General features: G+C 61.6%; 24 protein-coding genes. 15 read left to right on the forward strand and 9 right to left on the reverse strand.

Translation table 11 applies throughout. The annotated features are described in order from the left end of the window. Positions 1-101 precede the first annotated feature (101 nt). The 4 genes from eutC to exaC all read right to left on the reverse strand — a co-directional run bounded on the left by eutC (position 102) and on the right by exaC (position 5,457). Positions 102-920 carry an ethanolamine ammonia-lyase subunit EutC gene (gene eutC / locus ACP6KB_RS03320; RefSeq protein WP_442112034.1) on the reverse strand — a complete coding sequence of 273 codons (819 nt, stop codon included), beginning with the start codon at positions 918-920 and terminating at the stop codon, positions 102-104. An 11-nt stretch (positions 921-931) separates the two neighbouring features. Further along, entirely contained in the window at positions 932-2,326 is a 1,395-nt protein-coding gene (locus ACP6KB_RS03325; RefSeq protein WP_442112035.1) for an ethanolamine ammonia-lyase subunit EutB, read from the reverse strand. 51 nt (positions 2,327-2,377) lie between these two features. Next, positions 2,378-3,826 (reverse strand): ethanolamine permease, encoded by a 1,449-nt coding sequence (gene eat / locus ACP6KB_RS03330; protein ID WP_442112036.1) that lies wholly within the window; start codon positions 3,824-3,826, stop codon positions 2,378-2,380. A gap of 110 nt (positions 3,827-3,936) precedes the next feature. Next, positions 3,937-5,457: an acetaldehyde dehydrogenase ExaC gene (gene exaC / locus ACP6KB_RS03335; RefSeq protein WP_442112037.1), complete on the reverse strand. Its 1,521-nt coding sequence runs from the start codon at positions 5,455-5,457 to the stop codon at positions 3,937-3,939. A gap of 268 nt (positions 5,458-5,725) precedes the next feature. On the opposite strand from exaC, the gene ACP6KB_RS03340 reads away from it, so the two are divergent. The 4 genes from ACP6KB_RS03340 (at position 5,726) to ACP6KB_RS03355 (ending at position 9,974) form a co-directional block, all read left to right on the forward strand. Then, positions 5,726-7,648: a sigma-54-dependent Fis family transcriptional regulator gene (locus tag ACP6KB_RS03340; RefSeq protein WP_442112038.1), complete on the forward strand. Its 1,923-nt coding sequence runs from the start codon at positions 5,726-5,728 to the stop codon at positions 7,646-7,648. 66 nt (positions 7,649-7,714) lie between these two features. After that, positions 7,715-9,064 carry a UDP-N-acetylmuramate:L-alanyl-gamma-D-glutamyl-meso-diaminopimelate ligase gene (mpl, locus tag ACP6KB_RS03345; RefSeq protein WP_442112039.1) on the forward strand — a complete coding sequence of 450 codons (1,350 nt, stop codon included), beginning with the start codon at positions 7,715-7,717 and terminating at the stop codon, positions 9,062-9,064. Next, a complete protein-coding gene (ubiX, locus tag ACP6KB_RS03350) occupies positions 9,061-9,690 on the forward strand; it encodes a flavin prenyltransferase UbiX (RefSeq protein WP_442112040.1) in 630 nt (209 codons plus the stop codon). Before mpl ends, ubiX begins: the two co-directional genes overlap by 4 nt. After that, positions 9,687-9,974, forward strand: coding sequence for a YceK/YidQ family lipoprotein (locus tag ACP6KB_RS03355; RefSeq protein ID WP_442112041.1), 288 nt, complete (start codon positions 9,687-9,689; stop codon positions 9,972-9,974). The genes ubiX and ACP6KB_RS03355 overlap by 4 nt, the downstream gene beginning before the upstream one ends. A 25-nt stretch (positions 9,975-9,999) precedes the next feature. Here the strand turns inward: ACP6KB_RS03355 and ACP6KB_RS03360 are convergent, their stop codons facing one another. The 3 genes from ACP6KB_RS03360 to ACP6KB_RS03370 form a co-directional block, all read right to left on the reverse strand. Beyond that, positions 10,000-10,641 (reverse strand): oxidoreductase, encoded by a 642-nt coding sequence (locus ACP6KB_RS03360; RefSeq protein ID WP_442112042.1) that lies wholly within the window; start codon positions 10,639-10,641, stop codon positions 10,000-10,002. Positions 10,642-10,668: 27 nt separating this feature from the next. Then, the gene (locus tag ACP6KB_RS03365; protein ID WP_442112043.1) at positions 10,669-12,399 is read right to left on the reverse strand and encodes a C13 family peptidase; all 1,731 of its coding nucleotides are present in this window, start codon (positions 12,397-12,399) and stop codon (positions 10,669-10,671) included. Between the two features lie 89 nt (positions 12,400-12,488). After that, entirely contained in the window at positions 12,489-12,944 is a 456-nt protein-coding gene (locus ACP6KB_RS03370) for a MaoC family dehydratase (RefSeq protein WP_442112044.1), read from the reverse strand. A gap of 168 nt (positions 12,945-13,112) precedes the next feature. On the opposite strand from ACP6KB_RS03370, the gene ACP6KB_RS03375 reads away from it, so the two are divergent. Genes ACP6KB_RS03375 through ACP6KB_RS03385 form a run of 3 tightly spaced genes read left to right on the forward strand, consistent with a single transcriptional unit; the run spans position 13,113 to position 14,788 of the window. Then, a complete protein-coding gene (locus ACP6KB_RS03375) occupies positions 13,113-13,475 on the forward strand; it encodes a CidA/LrgA family protein (protein ID WP_442112045.1) in 363 nt (120 codons plus the stop codon). 2 nt (positions 13,476-13,477) lie between these two features. Continuing rightward, positions 13,478-14,188, forward strand: coding sequence for an LrgB family protein (locus ACP6KB_RS03380; protein WP_442114248.1), 711 nt, complete (start codon positions 13,478-13,480; stop codon positions 14,186-14,188). A 9-nt stretch (positions 14,189-14,197) separates the two neighbouring features. Beyond that, entirely contained in the window at positions 14,198-14,788 is a 591-nt protein-coding gene (locus ACP6KB_RS03385) for an LON peptidase substrate-binding domain-containing protein (protein ID WP_442112046.1), read from the forward strand. A gap of 4 nt (positions 14,789-14,792) precedes the next feature. Here ACP6KB_RS03385 and ACP6KB_RS03390 read toward each other — a convergent pair whose 3' ends face one another. Together ACP6KB_RS03390 and ACP6KB_RS03395 are read right to left on the reverse strand one after the other, a co-directional pair. Continuing rightward, positions 14,793-16,109 carry a bifunctional DedA family/phosphatase PAP2 family protein gene (locus ACP6KB_RS03390; RefSeq protein WP_442112047.1) on the reverse strand — a complete coding sequence of 439 codons (1,317 nt, stop codon included), beginning with the start codon at positions 16,107-16,109 and terminating at the stop codon, positions 14,793-14,795. Positions 16,110-16,113: 4 nt separating this feature from the next. Continuing rightward, entirely contained in the window at positions 16,114-16,806 is a 693-nt protein-coding gene (locus tag ACP6KB_RS03395) for a DNA-3-methyladenine glycosylase (RefSeq protein ID WP_442112048.1), read from the reverse strand. Positions 16,807-17,038: 232 nt separating this feature from the next. Here ACP6KB_RS03395 and ACP6KB_RS03400 point away from each other — a divergent pair, with 232 nt between their 5' ends. Genes ACP6KB_RS03400 through ACP6KB_RS03435 form a run of 8 tightly spaced genes read left to right on the forward strand, consistent with a single transcriptional unit; the run spans position 17,039 to position 25,020 of the window. Next, a complete protein-coding gene (locus ACP6KB_RS03400) occupies positions 17,039-18,310 on the forward strand; it encodes a glutamate-5-semialdehyde dehydrogenase (protein ID WP_442112049.1) in 1,272 nt (423 codons plus the stop codon). Positions 18,311-18,341: 31 nt separating this feature from the next. Next, a complete protein-coding gene (nadD, locus tag ACP6KB_RS03405; protein ID WP_442114249.1) occupies positions 18,342-18,998 on the forward strand; it encodes a nicotinate-nucleotide adenylyltransferase in 657 nt (218 codons plus the stop codon). Between the two features lie 45 nt (positions 18,999-19,043). After that, positions 19,044-19,472 (forward strand): ribosome silencing factor, encoded by a 429-nt coding sequence (rsfS, locus tag ACP6KB_RS03410; RefSeq protein ID WP_442112050.1) that lies wholly within the window; start codon positions 19,044-19,046, stop codon positions 19,470-19,472. Between the two features lie 9 nt (positions 19,473-19,481). Beyond that, positions 19,482-19,949: a 23S rRNA (pseudouridine(1915)-N(3))-methyltransferase RlmH gene (gene rlmH / locus ACP6KB_RS03415; protein ID WP_010222895.1), complete on the forward strand. Its 468-nt coding sequence runs from the start codon at positions 19,482-19,484 to the stop codon at positions 19,947-19,949. 16 nt (positions 19,950-19,965) lie between these two features. Continuing rightward, positions 19,966-21,855: a penicillin-binding protein 2 gene (gene mrdA / locus ACP6KB_RS03420; RefSeq protein WP_442112051.1), complete on the forward strand. Its 1,890-nt coding sequence runs from the start codon at positions 19,966-19,968 to the stop codon at positions 21,853-21,855. A gap of 38 nt (positions 21,856-21,893) precedes the next feature. After that, on the forward strand, positions 21,894-22,997 hold the full coding sequence (rodA, locus tag ACP6KB_RS03425; RefSeq protein ID WP_442114250.1) for a rod shape-determining protein RodA: 1,104 nt from the start codon (positions 21,894-21,896) through the stop codon (positions 22,995-22,997). Between the two features lie 17 nt (positions 22,998-23,014). Next, positions 23,015-24,025 (forward strand): lytic murein transglycosylase B, encoded by a 1,011-nt coding sequence (gene mltB, locus ACP6KB_RS03430; RefSeq protein WP_442112052.1) that lies wholly within the window; start codon positions 23,015-23,017, stop codon positions 24,023-24,025. After that, positions 24,025-25,020 (forward strand): septal ring lytic transglycosylase RlpA family protein, encoded by a 996-nt coding sequence (locus ACP6KB_RS03435; protein ID WP_442112053.1) that lies wholly within the window; start codon positions 24,025-24,027, stop codon positions 25,018-25,020. Before mltB ends, ACP6KB_RS03435 begins: the two co-directional genes overlap by 1 nt. The last annotated feature ends 4 nt before the right edge of the window (positions 25,021-25,024 follow it).

The following is a 25,024-nucleotide window of genomic DNA, read 5'->3' on the forward strand; positions in this document are numbered from 1 at the left end:
AGGCCTCAGGGTCCATGGAAGTGTGCGGCGAATCGCCGGCAGCCGCGGTAAATGCTGCCTGAAGGCAATTAGAAAGTGCAATCTACGAAACCGCCACCGCTTCAGGATTTGCTTAGCAAGAAGTTTCCTTTGTTCGGCGCATCCGCTGCTGACTCAAGTGTGTGCACCTGCGCTTCATCTTTGAGGTTGACCCCGGACAGTTGGCGTCGGCACGCCTCGCGCATCAGGTACAACAAACGATGGGCGGCCATGCCGTAGCTGAGGCCTTCAAGGCGGACATTGGAAATGCAGTTGCGGTAGGCGTCGGTCAGGCCGACTTTGGGGTTGTAGGTGAAGTACAGGCCGAGGCTGTCGGGAGAACTCAGGCCAGGGCGCTCACCGATGAGGATCACGGTCATTTTCGCCCCGAGCAATTCGCCGACTTCGTCCGCCACCGCCACGCGCCCTTGTTCCACCAGGATCACCGGCGACTTCGACCAGCCTTCGGCAGCAGATTGCTCTTCAAAGCGCGTGAGGAAGGGCAGGGTGTGGCGATGCACGGCCAGGGCCGAAAGGCCATCGGCGACGACGATGGCCAGGTCTACGCCCCCGGGATTGGCTTCGGCATGCGCGCGCAGCTGTTGCGCCGAGTCCGGGTGCAGGCGGCGGCCCAGGTCGGGGCGTTGCAGGTAGCTGTGGCGGTCGGCAGCGGCGCTGTGCAGCAGCAGGCTCTGTTGTTGGCGTTCATCCAGCTGTGCACGCAGCCCCTGGTGATCGAAGGCCAGATGCACGGCATCACGGGCCTGGGCGTGGGCAAACTGGAAGTCCAGCTGGGCGCTGGTCGGCAGGCTGGTGCCGGTACGGCCCAGGGCAATCCGGGCCGGGGTCAGGCGGCGCAGTTCCAGCCAGGGGTTGCTGCTGTGGTCGGGGGTGTTGTCCATGTTCGCCTCGCTTATCCCAATTGCGCCAAGGCCTGGCGGAACGCCGGTGGCAGGTTGTCACCGAAGCGCACGCGGCCATCGGCCTGGGTGAAAATACCGGTGCGTGCCAGCCAGGCTTCGAATTCCGGTGCCGGTTTCAAGCCCAGGGTCTGGCGGGCATACAGGGCATCGTGGAATGAGGTGGTCTGGTAATTGAGCATGATGTCGTCGGAGCCGGGGATGCCCATGATGAAGTTGATCCCGGCAACGCCAAGCAGGGTCAGAAGCATGTCCATGTCATCCTGGTCGGCTTCGGCATGGTTGGTGTAGCAAATGTCGCACCCCATCGGCACGCCAAGCAACTTGCCGCAGAAGTGATCCTCCAGACCGGCACGGATGATCTGCTTGCCGTTGTACAGGTACTCCGGGCCGATGAATCCGACCACGGTGTTGACCAGAAACGGCTTGAAGTGGCGGGCCACGGCGTAGGCGCGGGTTTCGCAGGTTTGCTGGTCGACGCCATGGTGGGCGTTGGCCGACAGCGCACTGCCCTGGCCGGTTTCGAAGTACATCAGGTTTTGCCCGAGGGTGCCGCGATTGAGGCTCAGGCCGGCTTCGTAACCTTCTTTGAGCACATTGAGGTTGATGCCGAAGCTGGCGTTGGCCGCTTCAGTACCGGCAATCGACTGGAACACCAGATCCAGCGGCACGCCACGGTTGATCGCTTCGATCGAGGTGGTGACGTGGGTGAGTACGCAGGCCTGGGTCGGGATGTCGTAGCGCTGGATGATGGCGTCGAGCATTTCCAGTAGCGCGCAGATCGAGGCGATGCTGTCGGTGGCCGGGTTGATGCCGATCATGGCGTCGCCGTTGCCATACAGCAGGCCATCGAGAATGCTTGCGGCGATACCGGCCGGTTCATCGGTCGGGTGGTTGGGCTGCAAGCGGGTCGAGAGGCGTCCACGCAGGCCCATGGTGCCGCGAAAGCGGGTTACTACACGGATTTTCTGCGCCACCAGCACCAGGTCTTGCACGCGCATGATCTTCGACACGGCAGCAGCCATTTCCGGCGTTAGACCGGGCGCCAGGGCACGCAGGCGGGCTTCATCAGCCTGATCGCTGAGCAGCCAGTCGCGCAGGCCGCCCACGGTCAGGTGGCTGACCGGGGCGAAGGCGGCGGCATCGTGGGTGTCGATGATCAGGCGGGTGACTTCATCGGCTTCGTAGGGAATCAGCGCTTCGTTGAGAAAGTGTTTGAGGGGGATATCGGCCAGGGCCATCTGCGCGGCAACCCGTTCGCCATCGTTGCTGGCCGCCACCCCGGCGAGAAAGTCGCCCGAGCGGGCCGGGCTGGCTTTGGCCATGACTTCTTTGAGACTTTCAAAGCGGTAGGTCTGCTGACCTGCCGTGTGTACAAAACTTGCCATACAGACTCTCCAGAACGCCGCAGGTCTGGCCTGCGGCGCAGGTGGCGTTGATCAGTGCAGGGCCTCTTCGGCCTTTTGGATCGCGGCGAACTCTTCTTCCGGTGTGCCCGCTACCAGGTGGTGGCGGCTGTAAAACGCAAAGTAGGCAATCAGTACGCCGTAGATTATGGCGGCGCCAATCACTACACGCGGGTCTACCAGAAAACCGGCGACGACGGCGATGCAGGCCAGCACCAGAGCCACACCCGACGTGAAGATCCCGCCCGGCGTGCGGTATGGGCGCTCCATTTTGGGGCGTTTGATGCGCAGGGTGATGTGCGCGGCCATCATCAGTACATAAGACAGCGTAGCGCCGAACACCGCAACCAGGATCAGCAGGTCGCCCTGGCCGGTCAACGACAGAGCAAAACCGATGATGCCGGGGATCACCAGGGCCAGCACGGGCGCTTTACTCTTGTTGGTTTCCGAGAGTTTGCGTGGCAGGTAGCCGGCCCGCGACAAGGCGAAGATCTGCCGGGAGTAGGCGTAGATGATCGAGAAGAAACTGGCGATCAGCCCGGCCAGGCCGACCAGGTTGACGAAGCCGCCCATCCAGGTCGAGCCGCCGTAGGCTTTGGCCAGTGCTTCGACCAGCGGGTTACCCGAGCTTTTCAGCGCTTCTGCGCCTGCCCCCCCCGGCCCAACCACCAGAATCAGCAGGGCGAAGGCCAGCAATACCAGCATGGCGCCGATCAGCCCGCGGGGCAGGTCGCGCTTGGGGTTTTTGGTTTCTTCGGCAGCCAGTGGTACGCCTTCAACCGCAAGGAAGAACCAGATGGCGTAAGGGATCGCCGCCCACACGCCGACATAACCGAACGGCAGGAAACTGCTGGCGCCCACGGCGTCGGTCTGGGCGATGTCGAACAGGTTGCTCACTTCGAAGTGCGGCACCATCGCGACCAGGAACACGCCCAGTGCAATAGCGGCCACGGCCGTGATGATGAACATCAGTTTCAGTGCTTCACCGACCCCGAAGATGTGGATGCCGATAAAGATGATGTAGAAGGCCAGGTAGATCATCCAGCCGCCAATGCCGAACAACGATTGGCAGTAGGCACCGATGAACACGGCAATGGCCGCCGGGGCGATGGCGTATTCGATGAGGATGGCGGTGCCGGTCAGAAAGCCGCCCCAGGGCCCGAACGCGCTGCGGGCAAAGCCGTAGCCGCCGCCTGCGGTGGGGATCATCGAAGACAGTTCAGCCAGGGAAAAGCACATGCACAGGTACATGGTGGCCATCAGCAAGGTGGCGAGGAACATGCCACCCCAGCCGCCTTGGGCCAGGCCGAAGTTCCAGCCGGCGTAGTCGCCGGAAATCACGTAGGCAACGCCAAGGCCGACCAGCAACACCCAGCCTGCTGCGCCTTTTTTCAGTTCACGTTGTTGGAAGTAGTCGCTGCCGACCTTTTCGAAGTCGACGGAAGAACCGGCCGGCACACTGCCGGAATGATCGCTTGGCATAGGGTTCACCTGTTTTTTTCTTTTTCAACCGGCGGCTGCCAGCTGTTGGTGATGGTCTTGCAGGAAGCGAGCCAGCGCGGCCCCGGGGTGGGGCCGCGCTGTTTTGCGGGTTAGAAGAAGCCCAGCGGATTGATGTCGTAGCTAACCAGCAGGTTTTTGGTTTGCTGGTAGTGGTCGAGCATCATTTTGTGCGTTTCGCGGCCAACGCCGGACTTTTTGTAGCCACCGAACGCGGCGTGCGCCGGGTACAGGTGGTAGCAGTTGGTCCACACGCGGCCAGCCTTGATACCGCGGCCCATGCGGTAGGCGCGGTTGATGTCGCGGGTCCATACGCCAGCGCCGAGGCCGAACTCGGTGTCGTTGGCGATCGCCAGTGCTTCGGCTTCGTCTTTGAAGGTGGTGACGCTGACCACCGGGCCAAAGATTTCTTCCTGGAACACGCGCATCTGGTTGGTGCCCTTGAGCAGGGTCGGCTGGATGTAATAGCCGGTCGACAGGCTGCCTTCGAGTTTTTCCACTTTGCCGCCGGTCAGCAGTTCAGCACCTTCCTTCTCGGCGATTTCCAGGTAGGAGAGGATCTTGTCGAACTGCTGCTCGGACGCCTGGGCGCCGACCATGGTGTCGGTGTCGAGGGGATCGCCGCGCTTGATCTGTTTGATCTTCTTCATGACCTCCTGCATGAACGCTGGGTAGATCGACTCTTGCACCAGCGCACGCGATGGGCAGGTGCACACTTCGCCTTGGTTGAAGAACGCCAGTACCAGGCCTTCGGCGGCTTTTTCGATGAACGCAGGCTCGGCCTGCATGATGTCTTCGAAGAAGATGTTCGGCGATTTGCCGCCCAGTTCTACGGTCGACGGGATGATGTTCTCGGCAGCGCATTTCATGATGTGCGAGCCGACCGGGGTGGAGCCGGTGAAGGCAATCTTGGCGATGCGTTTGCTGGTGGCCAGGGCTTCACCCGCTTCGCGGCCATAGCCTTGCACCACGTTGAGCACGCCGGCTGGCAGCAGGTCACCGATCACTTCCAGCAGCACGGTGATACCCAGCGGAGTTTGCTCGGCAGGCTTGAGCACCACGCAGTTACCGGCAGCCAGGGCGGGTGCCAGTTTCCACGCGGCCATCAGGATCGGGAAGTTCCACGGGATGATCTGCCCGACCACGCCCAGTGGTTCGTGCAGGTGGTAGGCAACGGTGTTGCCGTCGATTTCTGCGGCGCCGCCTTCCTGGGCACGCAGGCAGCCGGCGAAATAGCGGAAGTGGTCGGCAGCCAGCGGGATGTCGGCGTTGAGGGTTTCACGGATGGCCTTGCCGTTGTCCCAGGTTTCGGTAATGGCCAGCAGTTCAAGGTTCTGTTCGATGCGGTCGGCGATTTTCAGCAGGATCAACGAGCGTGCCTGGGCCGAGGTGGTGCCCCAGGCGTCAGCGGCGGCATGGGCAGCGTCCAGGGCTTTCTCGACGTCTTCGGCGGTGGAGCGCGGGAACTCAGCGATCAGTTGGCCGTTAACGGGCGAGGTGTTCTCGAAGTATTGCCCTTTGACCGGCGCAACGAATTCGCCACCAATGTAGTTCCCATAACGGCTCTTGAAGGAAACCTTGGCGCCTTCGGTACCGGGGTGTGCGTAACGCATGGTGTGTCTCCTGGCTTTTGTGCTTGTTGGGGAGGTTACTTAAGCATAGAGCAAGGCTTGGGCCAGTGTGGCCGGGGTCAAGTAAATCAAGGGCTTGCGAGGTTTTGCCAGGGCAGGGCGCGGAGGTGCTGTGGCAGCCTCGGCACAGTACAGGTGACACTTTGTACCGTTTCTGGCACAGGCGGTGACTTGCCGGTCAAGCCAGCATTGCATTGCGCGGACGGGTAGAGGATGCTGAGGCCATCTCGTCTGCGGAGAACAATAAAAAGTGCAGAACAATCACCTCAGCCGGCACGCCCGGCAAGTGCTTACGGTGACTCAGGGACAGGCACAGATGCAGGGGCCCGGCAGTGATCCTTCGATTGCCCGCTCATGGCTGCGCTGCCTTGAGGATTACCACCTGGACCCGGCCCTGAGCGTGGCGCCCACCGTGCTTGAGCACGGGCGCGTGCTGGAGAGCCGTGAGCGCCTGCAGCAGGTCTTGCAAATCGCCGGCAACGAGATGAACAGCCTGCATCAGCAGTTGTCGGGCGCAGGCCATGCGGTGCTGCTCACCGATGCCCGCGGGGTGATCCTCAACTGTGTCACCGCCGCCACTGAACGGCGGATTTTCGAGCGTGCCGGGCTATGGCTGGGGGCCGACTGGAGCGAAGCTCGCGAGGGTACCAATGGCATTGGTACCTGTCTGGTCGAGCGTCAGGCGCTGACTATCCATCAAGATGAACATTTTCGCGGCCGCCACACTGGCCTGACGTGCTCGGCCAGCCCGGTGTTCGATCCGCACGGCGAGCTGATGGCCGTGCTCGATGTCTCTTCGGCGCGCCCGGATGTGTCGCGCCAGAGTCAGTTCCATACCATGGCGTTGGTCAACCTCTCGGCGCGGATGATCGAGAGCTGCTATTTCCTGCGTTACTTCGAGAACCAGTGGCTGCTGCGTTTTCACCTGCAGGCGGAATCGATCGGCCTGTTCAGTGAGGGCCTGCTGGCGTTCGATGGTGAGGGGCGAATCAGTGCGGTCAACCAGAGCGCGCTGAACTTGCTCGGCACCATCCGCGGCGGCGTGCTGGGCAAACCGGTGGAGATGTTTTTCGATTGCTCCCAGGACGAGCTGTTCAGCCGGGCAATGGCGGAAGGCAGCACTCGCTGGCCGCTGCGCACCCGTGATGGGCGGCAGCTGTTTGCCAGCCTGCGGGGGCAAGCGCGCTCGGTGCCGTCAGTGGCGGTGCCGGCTGTACCTGCACAGGCGTGCAGCCCCGCGAGTATCTGCCTGGTCGATCCGGCGCTGCAGAATGATTTTCGCCGTGCCGTGCGGGTGTTCGAGCGTGATGTGCCGTTGCTGCTCAATGGCGAAACCGGTTGTGGCAAGGAGGCGTTTGCCAAGGCGGTTCATCAGGCCAGTCAGCGCAGCGGCAAGGCTTTCGTGGCACTCAACTGTGCTTCGATCCCTGAAAGCCTGATCGAGAGTGAGCTGTTCGGTTATCGCGGCGGCAGCTTCACCGGCGCACGCAAAGAGGGCATGCGCGGCAAGTTGCAGCAAGCTGATGGCGGCACGCTGCTGCTGGACGAGATAGGCGACATGCCGCTGGCCTTGCAGACCCGCCTGCTGCGTGTGCTGGAAGAGCGCATGGTGGTGCCGATTGGCGGCGAGCCGCAGGCGGTGAACGTGCGCATCATCAGCGCCACGCACCGCAATCTGCTTGAGCGGGTCGAAGACGGCAGTTTCCGTGAAGACCTTTATTACCGTCTCAATGGTCTGGAAATTCAGTTGCCAGCGCTGCGTGAGCGCAGTGACAAGTCGCAGTTGCTGGATTTCATCCTGGCCGAGGAGGCCGGTGAGCAAACAGTGGTGCTGGAGCCTGAGGCGCGCCAGGCGTTGCTTGAATTTGCCTGGCCCGGCAACGTGCGTCAGTTGCGTAACGTGTTGCGCACGCTGTCTGCGCTGTGCGATGACGGCTGCATCCGCCTCCCCGACCTGGTAGGCGCGGGCTTGCCCCGCGATGCGGTGTGTCAGGCAGAACGCAATCGCGGGGCAAGCCCGCTCCCACTGTTAGTCGATGCGGAGCGCAGTGCATTGCTCAGTGTGCTGGAGCAACACCGCTGGCATATGACGCATGTGGCCGCGCAGTTGGGGGTCAGCCGCAATACCTTGTATCGAAAACTTCGCAAACACGGCATCGCCCGCGACGCATGAGCGAAACACAGGGTGCGAATTCCGACGCCCTGGGCTACCCTGCCTCGACGTTTTACGAGGTCGATCATGCATATTCATATTCTTGGTATTTGCGGCACTTTCATGGGCTCTCTGGCGGTGCTGGCCAAAGAGCTCGGGCATCGGGTTACCGGCTCCGACGCCAATGTCTATCCGCCGATGAGCACTCAGCTCGAGGCGCAGGGCATCGAACTGACCCAGGGTTATGATGCCGCCCAGCTGGATCCGGCTCCCGATCTGGTCGTGATCGGCAACGCCCTGTCGCGCGGCAACCCGGCGGTCGAGTATGTGCTCAACAAGGGCTTGCCGTATGTCTCGGGCCCGCAGTGGTTGGCTGACCATGTACTGCAGGGGCGCTGGGTGCTGGCAGTGGCCGGTACGCACGGTAAAACCACCACCAGCAGCATGCTGGCCTGGGTGCTGGAACATGCCGGTATGAGCCCGGGCTTCCTGATCGGTGGCGTACCGCAGAACTTTGCCGTGTCGGCCCGACTGGGCGGCACGCCGTTCTTTGTGGTGGAGGCCGATGAATACGACAGTGCCTTCTTCGACAAGCGCTCGAAATTCGTGCACTACCGTCCGCGCACCGCGATCCTCAATAACCTTGAGTTCGATCATGCGGACATTTTCCCTGATCTGGCCGCCATTGAGCGACAGTTCCACCACTTGGTGCGAACCATTCCAAGCGAAGGCCTGGTGATTCATCCCACCACTGAACCGGCGTTGGAGCGGGTGATCAAGATGGGCTGCTGGACGCCGGTACAAACCACCGGTGAAGGCGGGCAGTGGCAGGTCAAATTGCTCAGCGCGGACGGCTCGCGTTTTGAAGTCAGCTTCGAAGGCGAAAGCCAGGGCGTGGTTGAGTGGGAACTGACCGGCCAGCATAACGTCGCCAACGCCTTGGCGACGCTGGCGGCGGCCCGTCATGTGGGCGTGGTACCGGCCATGGGCATCGCTGCGCTGAGTGCCTTCAAAAGCGTAAAACGGCGTATGGAAAAAGTCGCGGAAGTGCAGGGCGTGACCATTTACGACGACTTTGCCCATCACCCGACCGCCATTGCCACCACCCTCGATGGACTGCGAAAACGCGTTGGCGATGCACCACTGATTGCCGTGATCGAGCCGCGCTCCAACTCGATGAAGCTTGGCGCCCACCGCGATGGTTTGCCGGAAAGCGTCAACGATGCGGATCAGGTGATCTGGTACGCACCACCGAACCTGGGCTGGGATCTGGCTGCCACTGCGGCTGAGTGCACAGTGCCGTCGATGGTCGCCGACAGCCTTGAGGCGATCATTGCCCAAGTCAAGGGCCAGGCCAAGCCCGGCACCCAGGTGGTGATCATGAGCAACGGCGGCTTTGGCGGCCTGCATGGCAAATTGGCAGAGGCGCTGAAATGAACGGGCCGGAACGCATCACACTGGCGATGACCGGCGCTTCGGGGGCGCAGTATGGGCTGCGCCTGCTCGATTGCCTGGTGCGCGAAGACCGCGAGGTGCATTTCCTGATTTCCAAGGCGGCGCAACTGGTGATGTCGACCGAGACCGATGTGGTGCTTCCGGCCAAACCTCAGGCAATCCAGGCGTTTCTGACCGAATACACAGGGGCTGCTGACGGGCAGATTCGCGTGTATGGCAAGGAAGACTGGATGTCGCCGGTGGCCTCCGGTTCGGGCGCGCCAGCGGCGATGGTGGTGGTACCGTGCTCCACGGGGACCTTGTCGGCAATTGCCACGGGCGCCTGCAATAACCTGATCGAACGCGCTGCCGATGTGACCTTGAAAGAGCGTCGGCAATTGATTCTGGTACCACGTGAAGCGCCATTTTCGACCATTCACCTGGAAAACATGCTCAAGTTGTCGAACATGGGCGCGGTGATTTTGCCGGCGGCGCCGGGGTTTTATCATCAGCCGCAGACCATCGACGATCTGATCGACTTTGTCGTGGCGCGGATTCTCAATCTGTTGAACATCCCTCAGGACATGCTGCCGCGTTGGGGTGAGCATCACTTCGGCGCTGATGAATGAGGCGTTTGCTCGGGGTAGCGCTGCTGGGGTTGTTGGTCAGCGGCTGCGCTACCGTGCGCACGCTGGATGCAGCCAAGCCGGGGGCACCGTTGGTGTATAGCGGCACGCGCCTGGACATGTATGCGTTGCAAGGTGGGTGTTGTGCTATGGATCGGTTCGGTGCCGAAGCGCCGAAGTACCCGGGGTATGACCTGCCGGGCAGCGTTTTGCTCGACACCTTGTTGCTGCCGTTGTCGGTTTTGACGGCTATAGGCGTGAGTTTTCAGGCGACGGGTGGATTGTGAATCGCGGGGCTTGCCCCGCGATCATTCATTTCCCCAGCCTGCGCAGCTCGTCAGACTCGACAACACGAATCCCGTCCTGCTCTTCCAGTGCCAGGCGCCACAACGCACGCGCCAGCTGGCAGGCTTCAATGCCTCGATACTTTCCTGGAATCAGCTTCGACAGCGGCCCGGCAACCCGTTCGGCCAGGCGTGGCTCTTGCCGATCGCCCAGCAGCAGGGAAGGGCGGGCAATGGTCAGTTGCGGCCAGTCCTGCGCTTTCAGCGCTTCTTCCATCTCACCTTTGACCCGGTTGTAGAAGATCGGTGATTTTGGATCGGCGCCCAAGGCACTGATGACAATCAGGTGACGCGCACCCATCTCCCGCGCGCGTTTGCCGAAGGCCACCACCATGTCCAGGTCAACGGCCCGGAACGCCGGTTCAGAACCTGCCTGTTTGATGGTGGTACCCAGGCAGCAGAAGGCGATATCGACGCGACCGCCCAACTGCGGCAAGAACAGCGCAGGGTCGCCCACCGGGTTTTCCAGGTGCGGGTGTTCCGCCAGTGGCCGACGCGTTGGCGCCAGTACACGGCTGACGGTCGGCTCGTTGAGCAGCCGGTCAAGTAGATGTTCACCGGTAAGACCGGTGGCTCCAGCAAGCAGGATGTGTTGAGGCGTCAAGTACATGATGTCTCTCCCTTGATACACTCAAGCTTAGTGGTTGCTGGCATTTTTTGCATGTCCTGCCTCGTTTGGCGCACTGCTCTGCAGGGCTTTACGCGCCTGCTGTTGGCGCAGTTGCTGCCAGCGCGACAAGACCTCGCCTGGGGCCCATATCTGCGGCTCGGACGCTTCGAAACCTTCCACCGCCTCCCGCTCGGCAACCAGGGTGTTGGCCAAGTCAAATGCCTGACGCAAATCGTCGGTCTGGTTCAGTGCCTGGGCGAACAAGGCATCACCAAAATAGGTGAAGTCGGCTTCTTCCGAGCAGCCAAACGACACGCGGTCGGCGCGTGCGGCGGTCATGATCAGGGTCTTGTTGTCTTTGAGGGCATCGATGAAACCGCCGGAATAGCACGCCGAGATGACGATGACTTTGTTGCGATCTTTTAATGGCGCCAAAGCACTGGCCAGCGCTTCGGCGGGCAGGTCGGCCAGTTGCAGGCGCGGCAGGTCCAGCACCAGTTCGTGTTCCGCGCTGCCATGGCTGGTCAGGTAGATGAACAGCAGGTCTTCCGGGCCGCTGCGTTCGGCCAGGGTGCGTGCGGCGCGCGCGAGGTTCTCGCGGGTGGCCAGCGGCCGGTCGTCGAGGTGGTCACGGTGGTTGATCAGATTGATCTGCCCTACGGCGCCAAAGCGGCTTTTGAGCAGGGCGCTGACATACTCGGCTTCGCGCATGAATACGCTTTGCTTGCCGTCACCCGCCAACACCAGGCTGTACAGTTCGATCTCGGGTGTCGATGGCGCGACCTTGGCCAGGGAGTGCTCCAGTAGAGTGCCCTGGTTGAGCAGCGCCAGCTCCAGCGGGTCGGGCAGTAGCCGACCGTACTCGTCGCGCACACGCTGACCATTGACCCAGTAACCACTCTGGCTGCTGCCATCGCTAGAGGTCAGGTGGCCTTGACCGTGATAGGTATCGTTGTCGAATCCGCCGACATACAGGCTGCCGTCGGCCAATTGCAGGCGGCCCTTGCCGGAAAAGTGCCAATCCTCGAAGTTGCCCTTGTAGTGGCTGCCATCGGCGGCGATCAGTTCACCTTTGCCGTTGAGCGTGCCGTCCTTGAACTGACCAATCCACACATCGCCCTCGGCGCTTTCGTAGCGGCCGCGGCCTTCCAGGCGGTTGTCACGAAAAGCGCCGATGTACTGGTCGCCCTCAGCGCTGTTGAAGGTGCCGCTGCCTTCGAGCTGGCCATTGACGAAGCGACCGCTGAACTGGTTGCCGCTGGCGTCACTGCGAATGCCTTCGCCATTGGGCTTGCCGCGGGCGAACAGACCTTGATACTGGCTGCCATCGGCCAGTTCCAGATGCCCGGCACCGCTGTATTGGTCGTCTTTGAACTGGCCTCGGTACAGCAGGCCGCTCTCTTTGAGGGTGCCCTCGCCATCGCGCCGTCCAGATTTGAAGCCGCCGCTGTAGCTGCTGCCCGGTGTTTTCAGGGTGCCTTGCCCGTGAAACAGCCCCTGTTGGAACTGGCCACGGTAGACCTCGCCATTGCTGCCATGCCATTCACCCTGGCCGTGCCATTGACCGGCCTGAAAGTTGCCGGCATACCAGCTGCCATTGGGGTAGTCGATGCGGCCTTCACCTTGCAGCAGGCCATCCACGACTTGCCCACGGAAACGACCGCCATCGGGCAGGCGCGCGTCAGGTGGCGACAGTGGTTCACCTTCACCGCAGGCGGTGAGTAGCAAGGTCAGGGCAAGCGGAACAAGTGGGCGCATGACGGGGTCCGGACGGGTAAGGCCCCGAGTATGCCGCACAATGCGCAGGCTGAAACAGCCACAGGGGCTGTTTCAGTGTAGGGCGGGGTTCAGACGAAGCAGAGGGTCAGCGGCTCGGCAATGTAAGCGGGCTTTTCCTGGCCTTCGATTTCCAGGGTTGCGGTGAGCTTGATCAGCCATTGACCAGGCTTTTTCTCAGACACTTCGGCCATATCGACTTTGAGTCGAACCTGGCTGTTGACTTTGACCGGCTGGATGAAGCGCACGCTGTCGAGGCCGTAGTTAACCACCATCTTCACGCCTTCAGGCAGCACGACGATGTCTTCCATCAGCTTGGGGATCAGCGACAGGGTGAGAAAACCGTGAGCGATAGTGCTGCCAAATGGCGTTTTTGCCGCCTTGGCCGGATCGACATGAATGAACTGAAAGTCGCCAGTGGCTTCAGCAAACAGGTTGATGCGGTCTTGATCGATGGTCAGCCATTCGGAACGTCCAAGTTCCTTACCAACGTACTGCGAAAGCTCTGCAACAGGTACTTGAGGCATCGTGACTCTCCAGATTGCTTTGGTTTTCTTATGGGGGCGGCAGAATCGAAAGGCTAAGATCATCACGCCTTCCCAAAGCGGTCAAGTCGCTATGTTTTCGGCGAATATCAGCTTATAGCGCGGTCGTTAGCATGCTTATAATGGCCGCCAGGCCCGAAGGAGAAAGTTATGCTGTTGCGTGGTTTGACCTGGCTGGTGTTGTTTCAATTGCTTGGGACGGCGATTAATCATTTATTTGTACCCATCTTGCCGGGGCCGATCATTGGCCTTCTGCTGCTGTTGGTGTTTCTGATGCTGCGCGGCGAAGTCGGCGCACCGCTGAGCGAAGCGGCCAATAGCCTGTTGCGCTACCTGCCGTTGCTGCTGGTGCCGCCAGCGGTGGGGGTGATGGTGTACGCCGCCGATATTGCCGCAGATTTCTGGGCCATTGTCGGCGCGCTGGTGATCTCGGCGTTGGTGACCATGGCCTTTGTCGGTGTGCTCATGCAAAAGCTCATCGCCCGCCAGAGCAAGCGTGAGGAGCAGCCATGAGCCTGGACTGGAACGGCGCGCTGAACGCGGTGATTCACCATCCCTTGTTCGGCATCGGCATTACCCTGGGCGCCTACCAGCTGGTGCTGGCGGCCTACGAAAAGACGCGCTGGATCTTTCTGCAGCCGGTGCTGGTGTCGATGCTTGTAGTCATTGGCGTACTGCTCACTTGTGGCCTGACTTACAACGAGTACCGCAAAAGCACCGAGATCATGAGCATTCTGCTCGGACCTGCGACGGTGGCGCTGGCCGTTCCGCTTTATCTCAATCTGCGGCGCATTCGCCAGCTGTTCTGGCCGACCTTTACTACGCTGGTAATCGGAGGGGTCGTGGCAACCGGTGCTTGCGTGTTGCTGGGCTGGTGGTTTGGTGCCGAGCATATGATTCTGATGACCATGGCCCCCAAGTCGGTGACCTCGCCTATCGCCATGCTGGTGGCCGAGCAGATCGGTGGTGTGGCCGCATTGGCAGCGGTGTTTGTGCTGATTACCGGCGTCATCGGCGCGATCTTTGGTCCGCAGCTGCTGTCGCGTTGCGGTGTACACAGCCCGGAAGCGCGGGGCATGGCCCTTGGCGTGACCGCGCACGCAGTGGGCACTTCGGTGGCGCTGCAGGAAAGTGATGAATGTGGGGCTTTTGCGGCCCTGGCGATGAGCTTGATGGGGGTGGCTACCGCGGTGTTCCTGCCGCTGGCGGTCAGCCTGGTTGCGTGAGGAATTGCAATGACGTTACCGCTGTTTCCACTCAATACCGTGCTGTTTCCAGGGTGCTTCCTTGATCTGCAGATCTTTGAGGCGCGCTACCTGGACATGATCGGCCGCTGCATGAAGCAGGGCGGCGGCTTTGGTGTGGTTTGCATTCTGGAAGGCGAGCAGGTCGGCAAGGCGCCTGAAGGCTATGCCTCGATCGGCTGTGAAGCGGTGATTCGCGATTTCCAGCAGCAGGACAATGGCCTGCTGGGCATTCGGGTCGAGGGTACCCGGCGGTTCCGGGTGCAGAGCGCCCAGGTGCAGAAAGATCAGCTGTTGCTGGCCGACGTGCAGTGGTTACAGGAACGCCCGGACACGCCATTGAGCGAGCAGGATGACGATCTGCTGGCCCTGCTCACCGCACTGGGTGAGCACCCCATGGTCGCGGCATTGAGCATGCCGACTGAGGTGCTTGGCCAGCAGGCGTTGGCCAACCAGTTAGCCTACCTGCTGCCGTTCGTCGAAGAAGACAAGCTCGACCTGCTGGCCATCGACTCCGCTCAGCAGCGCCTGAATGCAATTCAGGCACTGCTTGATCGTCTGCAAGGCGAGCTGTTCGCCTGAGCCCTCAATACTGATAACGCAGCAGCGCATGCGGCAGCGAGTGCAGGCTGAAGAACGCCAGCAGGGCGACGCACGCCGGCAGAATCAACCACCAGACCTTCAACGGCAGGGCGGTAAGCGGTTCGCGGTGCTGGATCAGGGTCAGACTGGTGGCGCAGATGCAGCAGGCGAGCATGGCCCCGGCCAGAATGTCGGTTGGCCAGTGTGCGCCCAGATAAACCCGCGACAGGGCAATGGCCAGCGCCGGCAAACAGCCGAGCATGATCCAGGTCAGGCGCATACGTGCCGGTTGGCCGCGCCCGGCCAGTACCGCCAACACCAGGAAGAAGGCGAAGGCTGCCGAACTGTGGCCACTGGGCATGCTGTAGGTGGTGAGCGGGTCGGTCAGGACTTCCGGGCGGGCGCGGGCGAACAGCCATTTCAGGCCACCATTTGCCAGCGCGGTGCCGATCAGGGTGGTACCGGCAAACAGCGCAGGGCGCCACTGGCGTGCCAGCAGCAACAGCGCGGTCAGCAGGCCGCCGAGGAAAAACTGGGTGCGAAAGTCGCCCATGCGCGTGATCAATACCACGCTGCCATCGATGACGTTGCTGCGATGTTCCTGGATCAGGGTCATCAAGCCTTGATCGAACTCATGCAGATACGGCCAGCCAACGAACAGTGCGGTCAGCGCCAGTAGGCTGAGCCCGGCAATTACCCGGGTGCCGCGACGCATGCTGCGCAGGCTGCAATTGATACTGACGCCCACCAGCAACGCCAGGCCTGCAGCGATCAGCCCGGCATCCAGCCAGAAGCCTTCGGGTAATGGCAAGCGCATGGCGGCGCCGGTAGCCCAGCCGGGCAACAGGTACGCCACCGACCACCCCGCACCGGCGACCAGGCTGACGGCGATAAAGCGTGGCAGAGGCATGTCGAACATGCCGGCGACCATCGGCAGCATCGGCCGCAGTGGCCCGATGAAACGGCCTACCAGCAGGCTGGCGATGCCATAGCGTTGGAAATAGGTTTCGGCGCCGCCGATCCATTCCGGGTGATGGCGCAATATTGGCAAGCGGCGGATGTTTTGATGGAACTTGCGCCCCAGGGTGTAAGAGATCGCATCACCCAGCAGGCCACCGAAAAAACCCAGCAGCAGGGTTTCGCCCAGCGACAGGGCGCCGCTGCCGGCCAGCACGGCGACGGCAAACAGCAGAACCGTGCCCGGCACGATAATCCCGGCGATGGCCAGGCATTCCACGCAGGCCACCAGAAATATTGCCAAGCCTAGCCATTGCGGGTTGGCGCCAAGCCAACCAGTCAGGCTGTCGAGCCATTGGCCCATCGTGTCAGTTTCCTTGTGTCAGTAAAAAATAGTCGCGGCCTTCGACTTGGCCACGACGCAACGGGTTCCGTGTGCAGAGGTGGGCAAATTCGGCGTCGACAAAACGATAGGGCAGATGTTCGTCGCGGCCTGCGGGGATGCCTAGACGAGTGGTCTGAATAATGTGTTTCACGTTAATACCGCAGTCTTCCACGAACAACCGCTCAGGGTCGAAGCGTTTGGCATCCCAGTGCGGCACTTTCAGGCCCAGCGCCTTGCACAGTAGCGTCTGGCCGGAGCAGAGGCGTTGGCTATCGCGCAATTGGCCATTGGCGGCGGGGTTGTTCAGTTGCATCTGGGCCAGGCTGTTGGCGTCGGAGATGGCGTCAACGAAGGCAACGGCAGATTTGATCAGCACCGCATTGCCGGGGCCGTGGGCACTGAAGTTCAGCGAGTCGCCGCCGCGTGCGTAGTACATGTAGATGTGTCCGCCATTGAGAAACAGCGCCTTGCGTTTTTCGGTGTAGCCCAGCGAGGCGTGGCTGCCTTTGTCGCTCAGGTAGTAGGCCTCGGTCTCGATAATGCGTGCTGCCAGCCAGTAGGGGCCCTGGCGGTGGCGGATGATCTTGCCCAGCAGCGCCTTGGCCAGTTCCTGCGCATCACGGTCGAAGAAACAGTCGGCTAGCGCTTGGGTCGGGCAGGGGGCTGAGTCGGGCATGCGCACGGATTCGTGGTGGACGGGCGGCGATAATAGCAATTTCTACCTTAACCGAACCTGTAGGAGCGGGCTTGCCCCGCGATAGCGATTTGTTTGTCACATCGTATCGCGGGGCAAGCCCGCTCCTACGGGGAATTGAAACTGTTTTTGACCATCCGCCTGTCACCGCTGGGCGCGGGGCGGCGCGACAGTTATAATCAGCCGATTTCCCCTTCGCCAAGACACTGAGCCCATGACTGAGTCTGTTCTTGACTATATGACCCGCTTGGGTCGCGCCGCCCGTGAGGCTGCCCGCGTTATCGCCTGTGCCAGCACCGCGCAGAAAAACCGCGCGCTGCAGGCTGCCGCCAATGCTCTGGACGCTGCCCGTGCCGAGCTGACTGCCGCCAACGAGCTGGACCTGGCCGCCGGCCGCGCCAATGGTCTGGAACCGGCCATGCTCGAGCGCCTGGCGCTGACTCCTGCACGTATCGACAGCATGATCGTCGGCCTGCGGCAAGTGGCCAGCCTGCCCGATCCGGTCGGTGCCATTCGTGACATGAGCTACCGGCCATCGGGTATTCAGGTCGGCAAGATGCGTGTTCCGCTGGGCGTCATCGGCATCATCTACGAGTCGCGCCCGAACGTGACCATCGATGCGGCCAGCCTGTGTCTGAAGTCGGGCAATGCCACAATTCTGCGCGGCGGCTCGGAGGCCATTCACTCCAACCGCGCCATCGCCGAGTGCATCCAGCGCGGTCTGGCTGAAGCCGGGTTGCCAGCAGCGGTGGTTCAGGTGGTCGAAACCACGGATCGCGAGGCGGTCGGTGCGTTGATCAGCATGCCGGAGTATGTCGATGTGATCGTGCCGCGTGGCGGCAAAGGCCTGATCGAGCGTATCAGTCGTGATGCGCGGGTCCCGGTGATCAAGCACCTCGACGGTATCTGTCACGTGTATGTGGCCGAGCATGCCGAGCTGGACAAGGCGCGGCGTATTGCCTTCAATGCCAAGACCTACCGCTATGGCATCTGCGGGGCGATGGAAACCCTGCTGGTCGATCAATCGGTAGCTGCAGACTTCCTGCCGGAAATGGCCGGTCAATTTCGGGAAAAAGGCGTCGAACTTCGCGGTTGCGAGCGTACCCGTGCGATCATCGATGCGCTGCCGGCCAGTGAAGAAGACTGGAACACCGAGTACCTGGCGGCGATTTTGTCGATCCGCGTGGTCGATGGTCTGGATCAGGCGATCGAGCACATCAACCATTACGGCTCGCACCACACCGATTCCATCGTCACCGAACACCAGGGCCAGGCCCGGCGCTTCACGGCTGAGGTCGATTCATCCTCGGTGATGATCAACACGCCAACCTGCTTTGCCGACGGTTTCGAGTATGGCCTGGGGGCGGAAATCGGTATTTCCACCGACAAGCTGCACGCCCGCGGCCCGGTCGGTCTGGAAGGCCTGACCTGCGAAAAATACGTAGTGATCGGCGACGGTCAACTGCGTGGTCAGGAGTCGCTCTGACTTGGCTGAGCGCAAACCGCTCGCTACAGTCATGACGATGACGCCCGGCCGGCGCATCGGCGTGCTCGGCGGGACATTCGACCCGGTTCACATCGGTCACCTGCGCAGCGCGCTGGAGGTGGCCGAAGTGCTGGCGCTGGACGAGCTGCGGCTGATGCCCAACGCCCGCCCGCCACACCGGGACACGCCGCAGGTGTCGGCACAGGACCGTCTGGCGATGGTCCGTTGCGCCGTTGAAGGTGTGCCGAACCTGTCGGTGGATGCGCGTGAGCTGGAACGTGACACGCCGTCGTATACCATTGAAACACTTGAGCTGATGCGCGCCGAAATGGCCGCCGCTGATCAACTGTTTCTGCTGCTGGGCTGGGACGCGTTCTGCGGCCTGCCCAGTTGGCACCGTTGGGAAGAATTGCTGCAACACTGTCACATCCTGGTGCTGCAACGCCCGGATGCCGACGTCGAGCCACCGGATGCCCTGCGCAACCTGTTGGCCGCACGCTCAGTCAGTGATCCGCAGGCCCTGGTTGGGCCGGCGGGACATATTGCATTCGTCTGGCAGACGCCGCTTGCGGTGTCAGCCACGCAGATCCGACAGCTGCTGGCCAGCGGCAAGTCGGTGCGGTTTCTGGTGCCGGACGCAGTACTGGCCTACATCGATGCGCACAACCTGTACCGTGCGCCGAACTGAAGGTGCTGTGAAGCGCCTCATACTATTGAGTTGAATGAGTTTTATATGACCAAGCAAAAAATCAGTGCCATCAGTGGCGAAGAACTGGTCGAACTGACCAAGGCCGCCCTGGCAGACGTCAAGGCCCAGGACATCCAGGTCATCGACGTGCGTGACAAGCACAGCCTGACCGACTACATGATCATCGCCACCGGTACCTCCAACCGCCAGATCAACGCGATGCTGGAAAAGGTCCGTGAAGCCGTCAAGGCCAAGGGCGCGCAGCCACTGGGCGAAGAAGGCAAGGGCGAGAGCGATTGGGTGCTGCTCGACCTCAACGACGTCATCGTTCACATGATGACCGCTGCTGCCCGTCAGTTCTACGACCTCGAGCGTCTGTGGCTCGGTGCCGAGCAGAGCCGTGCCGCCGATGGCAAGCACCACAGCCCGGAAAACACCCACGCCTATTCCGACAATCTCAAAGACCGGGAATAAGGAAGGCTTGTGCGTCTGCGTCTGATCGCGGTCGGCTCGCGCATGCCCAAGTGGGTCGAGGATGGCTGGCATGAATATGCCAAGCGTCTGCCCTCGGAGCTGTCGCTGGAGCTGGTGGAAATTCCGCTCAATACCCGGGGCAAGAATGCCGATGTCGCCCGCCTGATTCGTCAGGAGGGTGAAGCCATGCTCGCCAAGGTCCAGCCAGGGGAACGGATTGTCACCCTGGAGGTCCATGGCAAGCCCTGGAGCACCGAGCAACTGGCTGTTGAGCTGGACCGCTGGCGCCTGGATTCGCGTACCGTGAACTTCATGGTCGGTGGCCCGGAAGGGCTGGCGCCGGAAGTCTGCGCGCGCGCCGAACAGCGCTGGTCGCTGTCGCCGCTGACCCTGCCGCACCCATTGGTAAGGATACTGATCGGCGAACAGCTGTACCGCGCCTGGACGGTATTGTCCGGGCACCCTTACCACAAATGAACCTGTAAGCCTTTCAATGACGCAGCCGATTCGTCTCAAGGATCACGAGAAAGACGCCCGTTTGGTGCGCAGTCGCGTCGTGGTCGGTGCCGTGGCGATCGTCCTGCTGATCTGCGTGCTGATCGCTCGCCTGTATTACCTGCAGGTGATCCAGTACGACTATCACTCGACCCTGTCGGAAAACAATCGGGTGCACGTGCAACCGATTCCACCGACCCGCGGGCTGATTTTCGACCGTAATGGCGTGATCATCGCCGATAACCGGCCCAGCTTCAGCTTGAGCATGACCCGGGAGCGTTCCGGCGACTGGCAGCAGGTGCTCGACGTGATTGTCGAGGTGCTGGAGCTGACCCCGGACGACCGCACGCTGTTCGAGAAGCGCATGCGTCAGGGGCGGCGGCCGTTCGAGCCGGTACCGATTCTATTCGAGCTGACCGAAGAGCAGATCGCCCGGATTGCGGTGAACCAGTTCCGCCTGCCCGGTGTTGAAGTGGTCGCCCAGTTGGTGCGCCACTATCCGCAGGGCGCGCACTTCGCGCATTCGGTCGGCTACGTGGGGCGGATCAACGAGAAAGAGCTCAAGACCCTCGATCCGGTCAATTACAGCGGTACCCACCACATCGGCAAGACCGGTATCGAGCGCTTCTATGAGCCTGAACTGCATGGCCAGGTGGGCTATGAAGAGGTCGAGACCAACGCCCGCGGCCGGGTACTGCGGGTGCTCAAACGCACCGACCCGATTCCTGGCAAGGACATTGTCCTGAGTCTCGACATCAAGCTGCAGGAAGCCGCCGAGGCCGCGCTGGCCGGGCGTCGTGGCGCGATTGTCGCGCTCGATCCGAACACCGGCGAAGTGTTGGCCATGGTCAGCCAGCCAAGTTTCGACCCTAACCTGTTCGTCACCGGTATCAGCTTCAAGGCCTACGCCGAGCTGCGTGATTCGATTGACCGGCCGCTGTTCAACCGGGTGCTGCGCGGCTTGTATCCGCCTGGCTCGACGATCAAACCGGCGGTAGCAATTGCCGGTCTGGACAGTGGCGTGGTGACGGCATCGAGCCGGGTGTTCGACCCTGGTTACTATCAACTGCCCAATTACGATCACAAGTACCGTAACTGGAACCGCACCGGTGACGGCTGGGTCGACCTCGACACGGCGATCATGCGTTCCAACGACACGTACTTCTACGACCTTGCACACAAGATGGGCATCGATCGCCTGTCCAGTTACATGAATCGCTTTGGTATCGGTCAGAAGGTCTCTTTGGACATGTTCGAAGAGTCGCCAGGCCTGATGCCGTCGCGTGAATGGAAACGTGCAACCCGCCGTCAGGCCTGGTTCCCGGGCGAAACCCTGATTCTCGGTATCGGCCAGGGCTACATGCAGGCCACGCCTTTGCAGTTGGCCCAGGCCACGGCGCTGATTGCCAACAAGGGCAAGTGGAACCGTCCGCACCTGGCCAAGACCATCGAAGGCCAGCCGCCGGTGGATGAGAACCCGATCGACGACATCATCTTGCGTGACAAGTCCGACTGGAACAAGGTCACCCACGGCATGGAGCAGGTGATGCATGGCGCCCGCGGTACTGCACGCAAAGCCTCGATTGGTGCGCAATATCGGATTGCCGGCAAGAGTGGTACCGCCCAGGTGGTTGCGATCAAGCAGGGTGAGAAGTACGACCGCAACAAGCTGCAGGAACGCCACCGCGACCACGCCTTGTTCGTGGGCTTCGCGCCGGCAGATAACCCCAAGATCGTGGTGTCGGTGATGGTCGAGAACGGCGAGTCCGGTTCCGGCGTTGCCGCGCCTGTGGTGCGTCAGGTCATGGATGCCTGGCTGCTTGGTCCTGACGGCCGTCTGAAACCTGAATTCGCCAACCCGTCCATTGCTCAGGAATCGGCCCCGTGATGAGTAATTTCGATCGCATGCTCTCCAGTGAGGATGTGATGCGCCGCCGCGCCAGCTTCTTGCAACGCATACATATCGATGGCCCGTTGCTGATCCTGTTGCTGACCCTGGCGGCCGGCAGTCTGTTCGTTCTGTACTCGGCCAGTGGCAAGAACTGGGACCTGCTGCTCAAACAGGCCAGCTCCTTTGGTATCGGCCTGGTGGCGATGGTCGTTATCGCCCAGCTGGAGCCGCGTTTCATGGCGCGCTGGGTGCCTCTGGCTTACGTCTGCGGGGTGGTCCTGCTGGTGGTGGTCGATGTCATGGGCCACAACGCCATGGGCGCCACGCGCTGGATCAACATTCCCGGGGTGATTCGCTTCCAGCCTTCGGAATTCATGAAAATCATCATGCCGGCCACCATCGCCTGGTACCTGGCCAAGCGCTCACTGCCGCCGCACCTCAAGCATGTGATGATCAGCCTGATCATGATCGGCGTGCCGTTCATCCTGATTGTGCGCCAGCCTGACCTCGGTACAGCGCTGCTGATTCTTGCTTCCGGCGCATTCGTGCTGTTCATGGGTGGCCTGCGTTGGCGCTGGATCCTCAGCGTGCTCGCCGCTGCGGTGCCGGTGGCGATTGCCATGTGGTTCTTCGTCATGCACGACTACCAGAAGCAACGGGTACTGACCTTCCTCGACCCGGAAAGCGATCCGCTGGGTACGGGCTGGAACATCATTCAGTCCAAGGCGGCCATCGGCTCCGGTGGCGTGTTTGGCAAAGGCTGGCTGCTCGGTACCCAGTCACACCTGGACTTCCTGCCGGAAAGTCACACCGACTTCATCATTGCCGTACTCGGTGAAGAGTTCGGCCTGGTGGGTATTTGTGCATTGCTGCTGATCTATTTGTTGCTGATCGGCCGCGGCCTGGTGATTACCGCCCAGGCGCAGACGCTCTACGGCAAGCTGCTGGCGGGTAGCTTGACCATGACCTTCTTTGTGTATGTGTTCGTCAACATCGGTATGGTCAGCGGCTTGCTGCCCGTTGTGGGTGTGCCGCTGCCCTTCATTAGTTATGGCGGAACTTCGTTGGTGACGCTGCTGTCAGCGTTTGGAGTTTTAATGTCGATCCATACGCATCGCAAATGGATTGCGCAGGTTTGAATAAGGTGAAGAATTACATGCAAGCAATGCGTGGCTGGGCTGCTCGTTGTGCGCCTTGGGTTGGCCTGTTGGGCCTGCTCGGTGGCAGCCAGCAAGCAACGGCCGGGGATTACGACGGCTCGCCTCAGGTGGCCGAATTCGTTGGCGAAATGAGCCGTGACTACGGCTTTGCCGACGAACAATTGATCGAAGTGTTTCGCGACGTACAGCGCAAGCAGTCCATTCTCGACGCGATTTCGCGTCCGGCGGAGCGGGTCAAACCCTGGAAAGATTACCGCCCGATGTTCCTGACTGACGCCCGGGTTGCCCGTGGCGTGGACTTTTGGCGCCAGCACGAGGCGGTGCTGGCCCGTGCTGAGCAGGAATACGGCGTTCCGGCCCAAGTGATCGTCTCGATCATCGGCGTGGAAACCTTTTTCGGCCGCAATACCGGTAACTACCGGGTGATCGATGCGCTGTCCACGCTGGGCTTCGACTATCCGCCGCGCGCCGAATTCTTCCGCAAGGAATTGCGTGAGTACCTGCTGCTGGCCCGTGAAGAGCAGGTCGACCCGCTGACCCTCAAAGGCTCGTACGCCGGTGCCATGGGCTTGCCGCAGTTCATGCCGAGCAGCTTTCGTGCGTACGCTGTGGACTTTGACGGCGACGGCCACATCAATATCTGGAACAACCCCGACGATGCGATCGGCAGTGTTGCCAGCTACTTCAAACGCCACGGCTGGGTCGGCGGCGAGCCTGTGGTCAGCCGCGCCACGGTCAGCGGTACGCGTGTCGATGAAGGCATCAGCCCGGGGATCGAGGCCGTCAAGACGGTCGCAGAGTTGCGGGCACTGGGCTGGTCAAGTCATGATGCGTTGCGCGATGATCTGCCGGTCACCGCTTTCCGGCTTGAAGGCGACAACGGCCCCGAATACTGGCTGGGCCTGAAAAACTTCTACGCGATCACTCGCTACAACCGCAGCGTGATGTACGCGATGGCGGTACATCAGCTATCGGACCTGCTGGTTCAAGCACGGGGCGCCAAGTAATGCGCGTATTGTTTTCTGATACATCTCTGAAGCTGATCGGTTGCGCGGCCCTGGGCCTGATGCTGGCCAGTTGCTCGTCGAGCAAGCCCGCGCAGCAAAGCACCAACGTGGTGCGGGCCAAGCCGGGCCTGGACATCAACCGCGCGCACAAAGACGGCGCGCCGTGGTGGGACGTGGATGTCTCGAAGATCCCGGACGCCACGCCAACGGTGCATACCGGCAACTACAAGGCCAACCCTTACACCGTACTGGGCAAAACCTACTTCCCGATCCAGGAGTCGCGCAATTACCGCGCCGAAGGTACGGCATCGTGGTACGGCACCAAGTTTCACGGCCAGAACACTGCCAACGGCGAGGTTTATGACCTGTACGGCATGAGTGCCGCGCACAAGACCCTGCCGCTGCCGGCCTACGTCAAGGTCACCAACCTCGACAACCAGCGCAGCGTCATCTTGCGGGTCAACGACCGCGGGCCGTTCTATTCGGACCGCATCATCGACTTGTCCTACGCCGCCGCGAAAAAGCTCGGTTACGCCGAAACCGGCACCGCGCGCGTGCGCGTCGAGGGCATCGACCCGCAACAGTGGTGGGCCCAGCGTGGCCAACCGGCGCCGATGATGCTGAACCAGCCGCAGGTCGCCCAGACCCAGGCATTTACGCCTAGCACCGGCGCGGTCGAGCAATGGACGCCTCCGGCGCAACAGCATGCAGCCGCCGTTGTGCCAGTGCAGGTCGCCAGCAACCGTGCCCAGGCCGCCAATGGTCTTTACTTGCAGGTCGGCGCTTTTGCCAACCCGGACGCCGCCGAGTTGTTGCGCTCCAAGCTCAGCGGTATGGTCAGTGCGCCGGTCTTCATCAGTTCGGTGGTACGCAACCAGCAGACTCTGCACCGGGTGCGCATGGGGCCGATCAACAGCCAGGGCGAAGCCCAGCAGATGCAGGACAGTGTGCGGCTGGCCAATCTTGGCCAGCCGAAAGTCGTCACGGCAGACTGATCGG

This window comes from Pseudomonas sp. NUPR-001, assembly GCF_052147955.1.
Taxonomy (GTDB): domain Bacteria; phylum Pseudomonadota; class Gammaproteobacteria; order Pseudomonadales; family Pseudomonadaceae; genus Aquipseudomonas.

Bases quoted from the DNA above. Each gene is read 5' to 3' on its own strand.
- ACP6KB_RS03360 (WP_442112042.1), bottom strand. From the start codon at position 10,641: ATGTACTTGACGCCTCAACACATCCTGCTTGCTGGAGCCACCGGTCTT.
- mpl (WP_442112039.1), top strand. From the start codon at position 7,715: ATGCATATTCATATTCTTGGTATTTGCGGCACTTTCATGGGCTCTCTG.
- ACP6KB_RS03395 (WP_442112048.1), bottom strand. From the start codon at position 16,806: ATGCCCGACTCAGCCCCCTGCCCGACCCAAGCGCTAGCCGACTGTTTC.
- ACP6KB_RS03435 (WP_442112053.1), top strand. From the start codon at position 24,025: ATGCGCGTATTGTTTTCTGATACATCTCTGAAGCTGATCGGTTGCGCG.
- exaC (WP_442112037.1), bottom strand. From the start codon at position 5,457: ATGCGTTACGCACACCCCGGTACCGAAGGCGCCAAGGTTTCCTTCAAG.
- ACP6KB_RS03365 (WP_442112043.1), bottom strand. From the start codon at position 12,399: ATGCGCCCACTTGTTCCGCTTGCCCTGACCTTGCTACTCACCGCCTGC.
- rsfS (WP_442112050.1), top strand. From the start codon at position 19,044: ATGACCAAGCAAAAAATCAGTGCCATCAGTGGCGAAGAACTGGTCGAA.
- eat (WP_442112036.1), bottom strand. From the start codon at position 3,826: ATGCCAAGCGATCATTCCGGCAGTGTGCCGGCCGGTTCTTCCGTCGAC.
- ubiX (WP_442112040.1), top strand. From the start codon at position 9,061: ATGAACGGGCCGGAACGCATCACACTGGCGATGACCGGCGCTTCGGGG.
- ACP6KB_RS03390 (WP_442112047.1), bottom strand. From the start codon at position 16,109: ATGGGCCAATGGCTCGACAGCCTGACTGGTTGGCTTGGCGCCAACCCG.
- ACP6KB_RS03355 (WP_442112041.1), top strand. From the start codon at position 9,687: ATGAGGCGTTTGCTCGGGGTAGCGCTGCTGGGGTTGTTGGTCAGCGGC.
- ACP6KB_RS03325 (WP_442112035.1), bottom strand. From the start codon at position 2,326: ATGGCAAGTTTTGTACACACGGCAGGTCAGCAGACCTACCGCTTTGAA.
- mltB (WP_442112052.1), top strand. From the start codon at position 23,015: ATGCAAGCAATGCGTGGCTGGGCTGCTCGTTGTGCGCCTTGGGTTGGC.
- ACP6KB_RS03385 (WP_442112046.1), top strand. From the start codon at position 14,198: ATGACGTTACCGCTGTTTCCACTCAATACCGTGCTGTTTCCAGGGTGC.
- ACP6KB_RS03375 (WP_442112045.1), top strand. From the start codon at position 13,113: ATGCTGTTGCGTGGTTTGACCTGGCTGGTGTTGTTTCAATTGCTTGGG.
- ACP6KB_RS03370 (WP_442112044.1), bottom strand. From the start codon at position 12,944: ATGCCTCAAGTACCTGTTGCAGAGCTTTCGCAGTACGTTGGTAAGGAA.
- eutC (WP_442112034.1), bottom strand. From the start codon at position 920: ATGGACAACACCCCCGACCACAGCAGCAACCCCTGGCTGGAACTGCGC.
- mrdA (WP_442112051.1), top strand. From the start codon at position 19,966: ATGACGCAGCCGATTCGTCTCAAGGATCACGAGAAAGACGCCCGTTTG.
- ACP6KB_RS03400 (WP_442112049.1), top strand. From the start codon at position 17,039: ATGACTGAGTCTGTTCTTGACTATATGACCCGCTTGGGTCGCGCCGCC.
- rodA (WP_442114250.1), top strand. From the start codon at position 21,894: ATGCGCCGCCGCGCCAGCTTCTTGCAACGCATACATATCGATGGCCCG.
- nadD (WP_442114249.1), top strand. From the start codon at position 18,342: ATGACGATGACGCCCGGCCGGCGCATCGGCGTGCTCGGCGGGACATTC.